The sequence below is a fragment of the Arcobacter sp. 15-2 genome, assembly GCF_047159865.1.
GTDB lineage: Bacteria > Campylobacterota > Campylobacteria > Campylobacterales > Arcobacteraceae > JAIOSF01.
In genome coordinates, this window is the sequence record NZ_AP038804.1 from 1,726,477 (window position 1) to 1,740,122 (window position 13,646).

Here is a 13,646-nt window from a genome sequence, read left to right on the forward strand (position 1 = left end):
AATAAAAATATTTTAAAATATTTTTATTTTATATATTCCAATTTTCTTTTCATATACAAATAGATCCAAATAGCAGCACTATAAATAATAATTCCAATAATAATCCATACGGTTACTACACTACAATCAAAATATTTAACAGCAATAGTTAAAAGAATAAATGGCATCAAAAGTTGTCTATACACGCTTACATAAGGTATAATAAAAGGTTGTTTAATCCCTTGTAAAACAGAATTAGAGATAAATAAAGTGATAAAAGCAAAAAATATCACACTTTCAATAACTACATAAGTATACGCTGTATTAATAACCTCTAGATCAGTATCAAAAAGCATAATTATATATTTTCCAAATAAAACTAAAAAAATAACGCCAATAGCACTCATTATGTACCCATATTTTAATGACTTATTAATAACTTCATATATTCTATCAAAGTTCTTAGCTCCATAATTATTGGAAACTATAGCACTTACAGCTGTATTTAAACCTAACATAGGCAATAATATAATTTGTTCTACTCTATACCCTATACCAAAAGCCGCAACAGTCTTATATCCATAAAATGATACAAAGTACATAATGAGCATAGTTCCAAGTGACATAGTGAGCATATTTAGACTCATAGGGATTGCTTGTCTTGCAAGTTCTTTATAAATTCTTATATCCGGTAAAAACATTTTAGGTGTCTTAAAATCAAATAAATTTGTTTTATAAAGTTTATATGTAATGTAAAAAAAAGTAATAAATTGAATAAATACTGTTGCGTATGCAACACCTACAAAACCAAATGAAGGTATAAAATAGAAACCATATATAAAAAGAGGATCAAGTATGAGGTTAAGAAAAAAACCAAATATTAAAGTATTTCGATAACTTTTGGTATCTCCTTTAGCTATAAGTGCAGCATTGGCACCTAGTCCCAATAACATAGGAATGACACCTATTAATATCACATTTGTATATTCTAAAGAGAGTGTAAGTGCTGTATCTTTTGCACCCATAAGAGTAAATATCTGTTCTAAAAAAATATAGCCACCAAAGCATAGTAATATAGATGCAAGTGTAATAAAAGTGAGTCCATTTAGTACAAATATTTTTGCTAGTTTATGTTTATGTTTTCCTAAGCTATTACCAACATGAGCTGTAATAGCAGATGAAAGTCCAAAACTAATAGACAGTATCATAAAAAAGACCATAAAGCTATAAGAAAGAGCGGTTATGGCAACGGTAGATATCATACCTACATAAAAAGTATCGATGACATTATACATGGTATTAAAAAACATACCTATACTAGAGGGAATTGCAATTTGTTTAATTAAAGTTTTTATATCTTTTGTGAGGAGTTCATTTTTTTTCATTTTGTATTGTATCGAATAAATTAGATAATAAATGTAAAAAGGCTAAGATTGTTAAATCTTAGCCTTTAAAATATTGATATTGAGAGTTTATAAAAAATTATAAAACAGGAGATTTGATCACCATTAATTTTTCTTTACTCATCTCAATCATAGAGTGCTCAATACCACCCATACCTAATCCAGAAGCGTTAGCTCCTCCAAATGGCATCCAGTCAACTCTAAATGCAGTATGGTCATTTACCATAACAGCAGTACCACTTAATCTTTTAACAGCTTTTAAAGCAGTGTCAATATTTTTAGTAAATACAGCAGCTTGGAATGAAACTTCTAAAGCATTTGCTCTATCAAAAGCATCTTCAATATCAGAGTATGAATAAACACATACAACTGGTCCAAATACTTCTTTTGTAGATACTAAAGCATCATCAGCAGGATTTAAAATAACTGTTGGTTCATAACAAGATGCAGAGATTCTGTTTCCACCAGTTAAGATTTTTCCACCTTTTTCTTTTGCTTCATTTACCCACTCTTCAACTCTATTAACTTCATTGTTATTGATCAATGGTCCAACTTCAGTTTTAGGATCTAATTGATCTCCTACAACTAATTTAGATGCATAATCAGCTAATTTAGAAGCAACTTCATCAACTATTGAATCATGAACATAAACTCTTTGTACAGATACACAAACTTGACCAGCATGGTAGAAACCACCTTTTCCTAAGTCTGGAATCATTGCATCGATATCAGCATCTGGCTCAACGATAACAGGTGCAACTCCACCATGTTCTAATGCAACTCTTGTACCATTTGCAACTTTAGAGTTAAGGTACCAACCTACAGATCCTGAACCAATAAATGTTAAGAAATTGATTTTTGGAGATGTTGCAAGTAATTCACCAGCTTCTCTACCACACACAACTGCTTGTGCCCAACCTTTTGGAAGACCAGCCTCAGCTAGAATTTCAATAAGTTTAACAGCAGACATAGGTGTTTGAGTAGCAGGCTTAATAATAACAGAACAACCAACAGCAATCGCAGGGATTACTTGGTGAACTGCTAAATTAAATGGGTGGTTAAACGCAGAAACTGCAGCAACAACACCAATAGGTTCTTTAAATGTATAAGCCATTCTATTTGCACTTGATGCAGTATGACCCATAGCAACTTCAGAACCTTCAAATGAACTTAATGCTTCAATAGAAAGTTTAACACCGTTAATAGCTCTTTGAATCTCTACTTTAGAATCCATGTAAGGTTTACCACCTTCAGATGCACAAAGAATAGTAAGCTCTTCAATTTGTGAACTCATAATCTCTGCAACTTTTTCTAAAATTTCGATTCTTTTATATTTTGGAAGCGCATTTTTATGATCATGAAAAGTATCATTTGCTAAATCAATAGCCGCTTTTACTTCTTCCACATTTAAAAATGGAACTGTTCCTACTACTTTATCATTAAACGGTGATGTAACTTCAATTGTACTCATGTTTGTCCTTTTTATTTATTTTTCTTTCTAATTATATCATACATTGTTTATTAGCTAATAAATCATTTAAAATTGAATGATTTAAAGAGTAATCAACAGCTAAGTCAATAAGGTGAACACCTTTACCATTTACACACTTTTCTAAAGTTTCAGCAAAATCTTCACAAGATGTTGGTCTATGTCCAGTTGCTCCAAATGATTCAGCAAATTTAACGAAGTCAGGGTTTCCTAAATCAAGTCCAAAGTTTTCAAATCCCATACCAGCTTGTTTCCATTTAATCATTCCGTATGAGTTATCATTAAGAATAATTACTGTCATGTCAAGACCTAGTCTTACAGCTGTTTCCATCTCTTGGTCATTCATCATAAATCCACCATCACCACATACAGCAACTACTTTTGAATCTGGTCTAACCATTTTTGCAGCCATACCAGAAGGAAGTCCTGCACCCATAGTTGCTAAGGCATTATCTAATAATAGTGTGTTTGGTTTAGCACATCTGTAGTTTCTTGCAAACCAGATTTTATATACACCATTATCAAGTGTTACAATGTCATCATCACTTGTGAGTGTTTGTCTAATTGTTCTTACTGCTCTTTGTGGTAAGATTGGGAATCTGGTATCTTCAAAATATTTAGAAAGTCTTGTTCTAATTTCATCAGCTAATCTCACATAATAATCAAAGTCCCAGTGGTCTTGTTTAGAAATATTATTTGTGATTTTTTCCATACTTGAACCAATATCACCTACAACATCTAAATGTGGAAAATAAGTATCATCAACTTCAGATGGGAAGTAGTTTAAGTGGATAACTTTTGTAGCACCTTCTGTATTTTCCATAAAAAATGGTGGTTTTTCAATAACATCATGACCAACATTAATAATTAAGTCAGCTCTATCAATTGCACAGTGAATAAAGTCATCTTTAGATAATGCTGCAGTTGAGAGACATAGTTTATGGTTCTCATCAATAACACCTTTACCCATTTGAGTAGAGAAGAAAGGAATTCCAGTTTCATTAACAAAATCAGTTAAGATACCAGATACTTCAGATCTATTTGCAGCATTACCAACACATAATAATGGTCTTTTTGCTTTTTCAATCATTTTAATTGCATCAGCAATTGATTTTTTGTTGGCTGTAGGGTATTCAAACTCTTGAACAGGATAGATATTGTCATCACAGTTTTCTTCAGCTGAAATATCTTCAGGGAACTCAATATGAACAGCACCTGGTCTTTCAGTAGTTGCAACTTTAAATGCTTCTCTAATCATAGCTGGAGAGTTATTTCCATTTACAACTACTTTTGCATATTTAGTTAGTGGTTTCATCATCCCAACAACATCAATAATTTGAAATCTACCTTGTTTTGATTTTTTAATTGGTTTTTGACCAGTAATCATTAACATTGGCATAGCACCAAGTTGTGCATAAGCTGCTGCTGTTGTAAAGTTTGTAGCTCCCGGTCCAAGTGTAGATACACAAACACCAACTTTTCCTGTTAATCTACCATAAGTAGCAGCCATAAAACCAGCACCTTGCTCATGTCGAGTTAAAATTAATTTAATTTTATCCGATTTTCTAAGTGCTTCAAGTAAGTCTAGGTTTTCTTCACCTGGAATACCAAAAATATATTCTACGCCTTCGTTTTCTAACGCTTTTATAAATAAGTCTGATGCGTTCATTTTTTCTCCGTTTTGTATTTTTATATTAAATATATGATGGGAGTTTCTCACAATTTCATTTAAAGCACTATTAAAAAATATAACTACATATCTAAAGTGGAAAATTCTGTTTGAAAAATAAAATTAATGCTACAAAAATTCACATAAAATTATTAAAATAAGTTATACAAAAAAAATCATATTAAAAAGAAATTTATGAATAATATCTTCTCTTTATGACTATTATAAGTTGACCAAAAGTTCACCTGCTAAAAAGCCACTTGAAAAAGACCATTGTAGATTATATCCACCACAAGGACCATCAATATCAATGATTTCACCAGCAAAGTAAAGCCCTTTTATAATTTTACTTTCCATAGTATTAGGATTTATCTCTTTAAGACTAATTCCTCCTCTTGTGATCATCGCTTTGTTAAATCCATCATGTCCTGAAATTGTAAATGGTGTCCAAGCTAATAATTTAATAAGTTTATTTTTTGCTTCACCTTGAATATTTTTATAATTTTTGCTTATATCTATACTGCAAATTTTACATAATTCTTTTGCTAATGAAGTAGGAACAAGTGAAGAGAGAATCTCTACTATATTTTTACTTGGTTCTTTTGTACTTTTTTCTTTTATAGCTTTGATAATTTGATCTTCATTCATTCCATGTGTTAGATTAACTAAAATAGGAACTTCTTTATATTTATCTAAGAATGGAGTGATTTCTCGTGCAAAATCTAAAATAACAGGACCTCTTAACCCTGTGGATGTAAATATCAAATCACCTTTTGCTGTGAGCTTTTTTAGTTTATTGTTATTTGGAATATTTACTTTAATAGTCACTTTAGAGATAGTATCTGCTCGACAATTTCCTTGCCAAGTTTCTTTTGTACTTAAAGGCATCATGGCTGGATAGAGCTTAGTTACTTTATGTCCTAGACTTTCAACGATAGGAAAACCATCTCCTGTTGCTCCCATTTTAGGGTAACCCATTCCTCCAGTAGCCAAAAGAATGTTTTTTGTATTGTAGATATTATTTTGCGTTTTGATTGATGTTATTTTACTGTTTTTGGTTATGATCTCTTCAACTCTTTGTTCACATAATATTTCAACATCTAACTTTTTTAATTCATTAGTTAATGCATTTATAACGGTAGTTGAACTATGAGTTACGGGAAATATCCTAAACCCATCTGGTATATGAGTTTCTAAATCTATACTTTTAAAAAAATTCATTAAATCATTATGATCCATTTTATTTAAAGCAGTTGTCATAAAACGACCATTTTTACCAAATGATTGCATAAATGAAGTGTTATCGAGTGTATTACTTAGATTACATCTTCCCCCACCAGTAGCTTTTAGTTTTGTAGCGATTTGTGAAAGTTTTTCTAATAGTAAGACCTTTTTACCATCTCGTCCAGCTTTTATTGCCCCAGCTAGTCCAGCAGCACCAGAACCCACTACAATTAAATCATAAGTCATAGATTATTTTTTTCGGGCTTTTAAATAAGCCCGTTTTGGAGCAGGGTAGCCTTCAATAGTTTTAGTAGGATCATTAGGGTCTCTAAAATCATTTAAACTCATACCAAAAGTCCATGGTGTTACTCTTTGTTCTTTATCGTCAGTTGTGGTGATTTCTATAAGTTCTATATCAGTAAAGCCAGCTCGTTTTAACCAGTTTTTAAAACAATTAACTGTTGGTAGAAAATAAACATTAGGAATCATTGCATATCGTGATTCTGGACATAGAGCTACCTCTTCATCCCCATCAATCATAAAACTATCTACAATAATCTCACCATTTTTATTTAAAGCTCGATTTAAAGATTTTAAAGATGCAATTGGATCACTTCTATGGTATAAAACACCCAACATAAATATCATATCAAACTTGTGTTCATAAAACTCTAAGTGTTCTACACCTAATAGCTCATATTTAATATTACCTTTTACAAAATGATTTACAACATCAAATTGTGTTTTAAAAATAGCAGATGGATCAAAACCTACAATCCTTTTAGGTTTTTCTTCCAGCATTCTAAACATATAGTATCCGTTATTACATCCAACATCAGCGACAATTTTATCTTTGATATTAAAATGTTTTTTAAGTAGGTTATATTTTAGGTTACTTTGCCATTCGCTATCTATATCAAGACCGCATAATGAAAATGGACCTTTTCTCCATGGAATCAAAGCTTTTGCATTTTCTTCTAAAAAGTTTAGCTGTTCATCTGTAATATCTGATTTATCACCTACTGTTACCCAGTCGCTGTAAGATATATCCAAATTGTCAGTGTTAATTGTTTGTATGTTTGCCAGAGCATTTCTCATTGGAACTATATTTTTCCATTCAAGCCATTTTGCTCTTTCTTCTCTTATAGTATCTAAATTCATAAATGCGATTTTACTTAAACCTATTTAAATAGACTGTTCGTAAATTTATTTTTATCAATAGAGTCTATTGCTTTATCTGTATCAATACTTTTTTTTACATCTTCTAATGTCGCTTTATCACCTTTATTGTAAGTCTTGATTGCCTCTTTTGTATTTACTGATTCAGCAGCTTTCTTTTTATCTACAGAGTTATAAATAGCAGAATAATCTACAGCTTGTAATGATATAGCACAAATTGAAGCTAATAATATTTTTTTCATAATAATCCTTTTATGTTATAATTTTAGCTAAATAATTATTATAACTGGATATTTTTAAATAACTACAATTTTACTAGAGATTAACAAGGAACTTAGTCTTGTAGTATTATAATGCTGCATCTTTAGTGAACTAAATAAGGAAAAGCATGGATAGGTTTAAATTTAATAACATTGTAATAATTTCAATTGTGTTATTTACTCTTTTAACAGCAATTTATTATCATCAAACACAAGAAAATGCAATAGAAAATGCAAAAAGTAAAATTAATGAATTGTTATTAAACTATAAAGCTTTTAGAAATTATGTTAGTGTGATTCAAAAAGAAGAGATTTATAAACTGCAAGATAATGGGATTATTGGTAAAGAGTATTTTAATCCAATTTTATTATCATCTACATTTTCATCACGAACTAGTAATAATTTATACAATCAACTCAAAGCGGCCAATGGGGAAAAACCAGTACATATAAAATTTGCAAGTGGCAATGCTCGAAATCCTCTTAATGATGCAACAGAAAAAGAACTGAAACTTTTGGAACAATTTAACAAAAATGAGATAGATGAATTTACAGAAATAATCACCAATGAAGAAAATGAAAAGATGCTTTATTATGTTGTTCCTACTAAAAGAACCACACAAAAATGTATGAAGTGTCATTCTGAACCAAATCTTGCACCTAAACAACTTATTGAAATGTATGGAGATAAAAGAGGTTTCCATGAAACAGTAGGAAGCATAAGAGCTATTTTATCAACTCATTATCCTTTGAGTAAAGATTTAGCAAAAGCAAACAAAACATTTTATATATTGACTCTGATTACACTGTTTATATTTGTTGTCTTACTTGTAATTATTTATAAGTTTATGAAAAAACTTAATAAAAGTTATAAAACACTTGATGATAAAGTAAGTTTGAGAACCAAAGAATTAAGTGATGAAAAAGAATATATCAAAAAAATTCTTGATGTAAATCCTAGTATGATTGTTGTAATGAATAATGGAAAAATCATCAATGCAAATAAACAATTTTATAATTTTTTCCATATTAAAAATGATGAGGAATTTGAAAATAATAAATCTCTTTTGGAAGATTCATTTTTAGATTTTGAAAAAGAGCCATTTCCTTCAAATAAAAAAATTAATGATAAAATTTGGTATGATTATTTAGTAGAAACACAAGAAGAGATTCATAATGTAAGTATCGATTTCAATAACACGATTAACTTTTTTATCATAAGTGGAACATCTTTAAATAAAAAAGGAGATATAGTAATCACCTTACAGAACATTACAGACCAAATAGAAAAAGATAAACTTTTATTTGAACAAACAAAATTAGCCTCTATGGGAGAGATGATAGGCAATATTGCACATCAGTGGAGGCAACCTCTTTCAATAATCTCTACAAGTGCAACAGGTATGCTAGTTCAGAAACAATATGACCTATTGAGTGATGAACAGTTTGAAAAGAGTTGTAATTCTATTGATGAAAATGCACAATATCTTTCAAAAACGATTGATGACTTTAGAAATTTTATTAAGGGTGACAGAGAAAAAGTGAATTTCAATCTTTATGAACATATTGATATATTTTTACAGTTAATTGATAGTTCTGTTAAAACATATCATATTGAGGTGATTAAAGAGGTAAATAAAAATATCTATTTAGATGGATATACAAATGAACTTGTACAATGTTTTATCAATATCTTTAATAATGCAAAAGATGTATTAAAAAATATCAATGAAAATGAACGATTGTTTTTTATCAAAGCAGAAAAAAAAGCAGAAAATATTATTATACAACTTAGTGATAGTGGAGGGGGGATACCTAGCTCGATACTTCCTAGAATTTTTGAGCCATATTTCACTACAAAACATCAATCTCAAGGTACAGGAATAGGGCTACATATGACATACAATATGGTAGTTGATGGAATGAATGGAAAACTTGATGCTTCAAATGTAGAGTATGAATATAATGGTAAAAAGTATAAAGGTGCTGAATTTAAAATTACATTACCAATGATTATTAAGTAGATATGGATTACTTCAAATATATCAATAGCTTTTAAGCAGTATAAAGGCAAAATGCGAAAAATATTTGATCACAATTGGAATTAAAATGAAGAAAATAGAACTACTGTCACCAGCAGGTAACTTAGAAAAATTAAAAATAGCATTTGCTTATGGAGCAGATGCAGTATATGGTGGAGTAAGTCACTTTAGTCTACGAATCAGAAGTGGTAAAGAGTTTACTTTTGAGACATTTAAAGAGGGTATAGATTATGCTCACTCTTTAGGAAAAAAGGTTTATGTAACAATAAATGGTTTCCCTTTCAACTCACAAATAGAACTTCTTAAAAAACATATTACAAATGTAGCAGCTATGAAGCCAGATGCCCTTATTGTTGCAACACCTGGTGTAGTTGCTCTTTGTCATGAGTTAGCTCCTGGTATTCCTATTCATCTTTCTACACAAGCAAATGTTATGAACTACCTTGATGCAAAAGTTTATTATGATATGGGTGTAAAAAGAATTATAGCAGCTCGTGAGATTAGTTTAAAAGATGTTACAGAGATTAAAAAACATTTACCAGATTTAGAAATAGAGATATTTGTACATGGTTCTATGTGTTTTGCATACTCAGGAAGATGTCTAGTGAGTGCTGTTCAAATGGGAAGAGTTCCAAATAGAGGGTCATGTGCAAATGACTGTAGATTTGAGTATACATTATATGCTGGAAATGAAGATCACGGTTCACTATTTAGACTAGAAGAAGATCCTGGTGTTGGTACATATATCTTTAATGCAAAAGATATGAACTTAGCTTCACATGTAGATGAGATAGTAAAAAGTGGTGCAGTTGATAGTATTAAAATTGAAGGTCGTACAAAGTCACCTTATTATGCTGCTGTTACAGCATATGCATATAGTATGGCTTTAAAAGATGCACAGGCTGATAATTTTGAAGCACAAACATATCAAAATGAACTTAATACTACAAAAAACCGTGGATTTACAGATGCATATCTTGTACATAAACCATTTGATAAAAATGATACACAAAACTATGAGTATGCTTTAAGTGCTGGAAGTTATGAAGTAACAGGCTTAGTGCAATCAGATGAAAATCATTTTTTATGTAAATATAAAGTATATCCAAACGATGAAATAGAAATATTTGCTCCACTAAATGTAACTATTGATGAGGTAGAAAATGAGCTTGGTTCTATTTATAAAAAAGAAGATGGTAAATATTATATAAAATTTAATAAAATCATCACAGAATCTGATAAAGAGTTAGAATCTGTACATAGTGGAAATGTTAATCCTATTAAATTACCAGGAAAACTTCCATATATGACAATGCTTCGAACTAAATCAGAGGAAGAAAATATAGAGAAATAAGAATAGATTATTCTAATTCTAACTGCATAAGAAACATCTCTTCACCATCAAGAACTTCTATGTCTACACTTTGACAGTGTGGGCAGTTATATTCATTTTTTGATAAAGTAGATTCTTTTTTACAGCTATTGCATTTTATGACTATGGCTTGTATATTAATAATAAATTCACAGTTATCACAGATGGTATTTTCTTTAAATGTATCAAAAGCAGTTTGAAGTAAATCTGGTTCAACCCCACTCATTACACCTATTTTAACAACAACTTTTATCACTTTTGTCGCATTATTTTGTTCTGCATTTTCCTCACAACTATTAAGTAACGATTGTACTATACTATATTCATGCATTGTTTTTTCCTTTTATTGTATTTGTAATCTTTTGGGTGTAATCGTAGGAACTTTTTTATATACGAAATCATATCTAAGTTTATGAAATAAACTCTCCTTTTCCCAAAACTCAGGATACATCACTTTGATTTCATTTTCTTTACAATCATTTATAAACTGCTTATTTTCTTCTAAATAGTCCTCTTTCTTATAGATAAAATCATCATATTTATCTTGATCTGCAATTAAACTTTGTGCATAAGACCGCAAAGTTTCAAAATAATTGCTGTGGGAAAACACCTCATTAATCATACCGATCTCTTTTGCCTTTTGTATACTTAGTGGTAAACAATTTTTCAGTAACTCATCAGCTTTTTCCTTTCCTACTCTCTTAGGTAAGCTATAAGTATGATACTCACTTCCACTAAGACCCATCGTTTTATAGTGTGGATTTAAAACTGTATTTTCTTTTCCCACCACATAATCACAAGCAAGAGCTAAAAATACGCCACCAGCTCCTGCATTTTTATGTAAAGAACTTACAGTTATCACATCACTAGCAAATATGATGGACTTTATTAAGTCATTCATCGCATTTATATTACTCCAGCCATCTTCACCTTGTTTTGGACTATCTTCTAAGATATTAAGATGAATCCCATTTGAGAAAAAGTCTCTTGCCCCGATAAGAATTATAACTTTTGCCGTTTCTTTTAAATACTCAAAAGCATACTTTAGTCGTATCGCTTGCTCACTATTCATAGCACCATTGTGGAAATTAAAACAGAGATAAGAAACATCACCATCTTTATGACTTCCTATTTCATAAAATGTTTTATATGACATATCAAATATCAAAGGAAGTCTATTTTCTTTTACCCCTTGAATTTTCTCTTTCATGACATAGGTTGAGGGAAGTTTGATACCTTTATTTTTTTCTTTTAAGTGTGTTATCCAAACAGCTCCATCAATAGTTCCTAAACATATAGCACCATCTCTTTTAGCTAGTATCTTTTTTACTTCCCCTGTAAGTTTTTCCTCTTCCCAAGCTCCATATAGATAACACTCAATTCCAAGTATCTCATCTAAAACTCCAGGGTAACTATCACTAGCATATACTTTTCGAACAATTTCTAAAGTAGTATCTTTTTGCCAGTCTATTTGTCTATCTTGGGTAGTAAGATAATGATGTAGAGGAGTACTTGACTGTGGTATAGGTTTAAAATTTTCATCTTGGATATTTACTAAAAGTTCATCGATAGCTTCTAGAGTAGCTGTTACCACTTCATCTCTATAGAGTGAAGCCTTATATGTATCTCTTACTTTATACTTTACTTCACTGTAGATATCTCCACCATCAAAATGTTCATTTGCTCTTAAGAGTACAACACCCCACTCTTTTTTATCATCTCGTATAACATGATCTAAGGAATGATGTCCTTTGTCCCCACGAATACCGGGGTGTAAGATATATGTAGGTACTTTAGTAAAAACCTCTTTGGGTATAAACTTTTTTACATATGGACAGATGATAATATCAGGAGAAAATCTATTGACTTCATTTATGATAGACTCATCATCTATAGCATACTGTACACTTAGAGTATGTCCAATATCTTGTAGTTTTACAAAAACACTTTGAGTTAAAGAGTTAAATCCAGATACTACTAAAAGTATTTTCATTCAGCTATAGTCCTAACAGATTCGTGGAAGAAGTTCTCCACTTGGTGTGTCTAAAAATCTTTGTGTTCCATATGCACTATTTAAGATCACTTTTTGTAGATGTGTAGTTGTCACTTTTCCTATCTCACAAGCCATAGAGTTAGTCTCAAATGTTTTTAAAATTTCAAGTGCTTTTAAAGAATCCTCTTTTTTAATAGCAAGTACAAAAGTTCCCTCGTTTGCTAAAGCAGCCGCTTCAAAACCAAGCATCTCACAGATACCATTTACCTCATTGCTTACTGGGATAGATTGTTCTTCTACTTCTATACAGATATTTGATTGTTTTGACCATTCATTAAGCACAGCACTTACTCCACCTCTTGTAGCATCTCGTAATGCTGTTATATTTATACCCGCATCTACAAGAGCTTTTACTTGTGGATATAAAGAGGTACAGTCACTTTGTAGATCACTACTCATCTCTATACCTTCCCTGGCAGCAAAGATAGTAGCGCCATGGCATCCTATATCTCTATTTACTAAAATAACATCATCTGTAGTTATAGAATTTGAGCTGATACCTTTTTTTGTAACTTCACCTATTCCAGTTGTGTTTATAAATATCTTATCAACACTACCTCTTGGTACTACTTTTGTGTCACCACTTACTACAACAGCACCATTTATCTCTAACTCTTTTTTCATACTTTTTACTATCTTGTCTAAATCTCTAGTAGGAAAACCCTCTTCTATAATCACACTACAAGTTAAGTACTTAGGTTTCGCTCCCATCATCGCTAAATCATTACAAGTACCACAAACAGCAAGTTTGCCTATATCAGCTCCAGCAAAAAACAATGGACTCACAGTAAAACTATCTGTAGAGAACGCTAACACACCACCATGTACATCTATGATTGCTGCATCTTCACTCTTTTCTAAAATGTCATTTTTAAAATGTTTATAAAATACCTTAGATATAAGTTCGTTGTTTTCTTCCCCACCATTTCCATTTGATAGTGTTATTGTTTTGTTCATCTGTTTTCCTATTTATGAT

The 13,646-nt window shown here is 30.7% G+C and carries 11 protein-coding genes; 2 read left to right on the forward strand and 9 right to left on the reverse strand.

Translation table 11 applies throughout. From position 1 onward, the window contains the following. Nucleotides 1–23 precede the first annotated feature (23 nt). The 6 genes from ACMCMH_RS09070 to ACMCMH_RS09095 all read right to left on the reverse strand — a co-directional run bounded on the left by ACMCMH_RS09070 (nt 24) and on the right by ACMCMH_RS09095 (nt 7,185). Nucleotides 24–1,364, reverse strand: coding sequence for an MATE family efflux transporter (locus tag ACMCMH_RS09070; RefSeq protein ID WP_412724783.1), 1,341 nt, complete (start codon nt 1,362–1,364; stop codon nt 24–26). A 97-nt stretch (nt 1,365–1,461) separates the two neighbouring features. Next, complete coding sequence (locus tag ACMCMH_RS09075) at nt 1,462–2,853, reverse strand: aldehyde dehydrogenase family protein (RefSeq protein ID WP_412724785.1); 1,392 nt, start codon at nt 2,851–2,853, stop codon at nt 1,462–1,464. Nucleotides 2,854–2,884: 31 nt separating this feature from the next. Beyond that, nucleotides 2,885–4,540, reverse strand: a complete 1,656-nt coding sequence (locus tag ACMCMH_RS09080; RefSeq protein WP_412724787.1) for an acetolactate synthase large subunit — start codon at nt 4,538–4,540, stop codon at nt 2,885–2,887. 222 nt (nt 4,541–4,762) lie between these two features. Further along, nucleotides 4,763–6,010, reverse strand: a complete 1,248-nt coding sequence (locus ACMCMH_RS09085) for an NAD(P)/FAD-dependent oxidoreductase (protein WP_412724789.1) — start codon at nt 6,008–6,010, stop codon at nt 4,763–4,765. Between the two features lie 3 nt (nt 6,011–6,013). Then, nucleotides 6,014–6,925, reverse strand: a complete 912-nt coding sequence (cmoB, locus tag ACMCMH_RS09090; RefSeq protein WP_412724791.1) for a tRNA 5-methoxyuridine(34)/uridine 5-oxyacetic acid(34) synthase CmoB — start codon at nt 6,923–6,925, stop codon at nt 6,014–6,016. Between the two features lie 20 nt (nt 6,926–6,945). Beyond that, nucleotides 6,946–7,185 (reverse strand): hypothetical protein, encoded by a 240-nt coding sequence (locus ACMCMH_RS09095; RefSeq protein WP_412724793.1) that lies wholly within the window; start codon nt 7,183–7,185, stop codon nt 6,946–6,948. A gap of 146 nt (nt 7,186–7,331) precedes the next feature. Between ACMCMH_RS09095 and ACMCMH_RS09100 the strand changes: the two genes are divergently transcribed. Together ACMCMH_RS09100 and ACMCMH_RS09105 are read left to right on the forward strand one after the other, a co-directional pair. Then, nucleotides 7,332–9,227, forward strand: coding sequence for a DUF3365 domain-containing protein (locus tag ACMCMH_RS09100; protein WP_412724795.1), 1,896 nt, complete (start codon nt 7,332–7,334; stop codon nt 9,225–9,227). Nucleotides 9,228–9,312: 85 nt separating this feature from the next. After that, entirely contained in the window at nt 9,313–10,599 is a 1,287-nt protein-coding gene (locus tag ACMCMH_RS09105; RefSeq protein ID WP_412724797.1) for a peptidase U32 family protein, read from the forward strand. Nucleotides 10,600–10,606: 7 nt separating this feature from the next. Here ACMCMH_RS09105 and hypA read toward each other — a convergent pair whose 3' ends face one another. Genes hypA through hypE form a run of 3 tightly spaced genes read right to left on the reverse strand, consistent with a single transcriptional unit; the run spans nt 10,607 to nt 13,627 of the window. Beyond that, a complete protein-coding gene (hypA, locus tag ACMCMH_RS09110) occupies nt 10,607–10,948 on the reverse strand; it encodes a hydrogenase maturation nickel metallochaperone HypA (RefSeq protein ID WP_412724799.1) in 342 nt (113 codons plus the stop codon). 12 nt (nt 10,949–10,960) lie between these two features. Continuing rightward, nucleotides 10,961–12,610: a hydrogenase maturation protein gene (locus ACMCMH_RS09115; protein ID WP_412724801.1), complete on the reverse strand. Its 1,650-nt coding sequence runs from the start codon at nt 12,608–12,610 to the stop codon at nt 10,961–10,963. 12 nt (nt 12,611–12,622) lie between these two features. Continuing rightward, nucleotides 12,623–13,627 (reverse strand): hydrogenase expression/formation protein HypE, encoded by a 1,005-nt coding sequence (gene hypE, locus ACMCMH_RS09120; protein ID WP_412724803.1) that lies wholly within the window; start codon nt 13,625–13,627, stop codon nt 12,623–12,625. Nucleotides 13,628–13,646 lie beyond the last annotated feature (19 nt).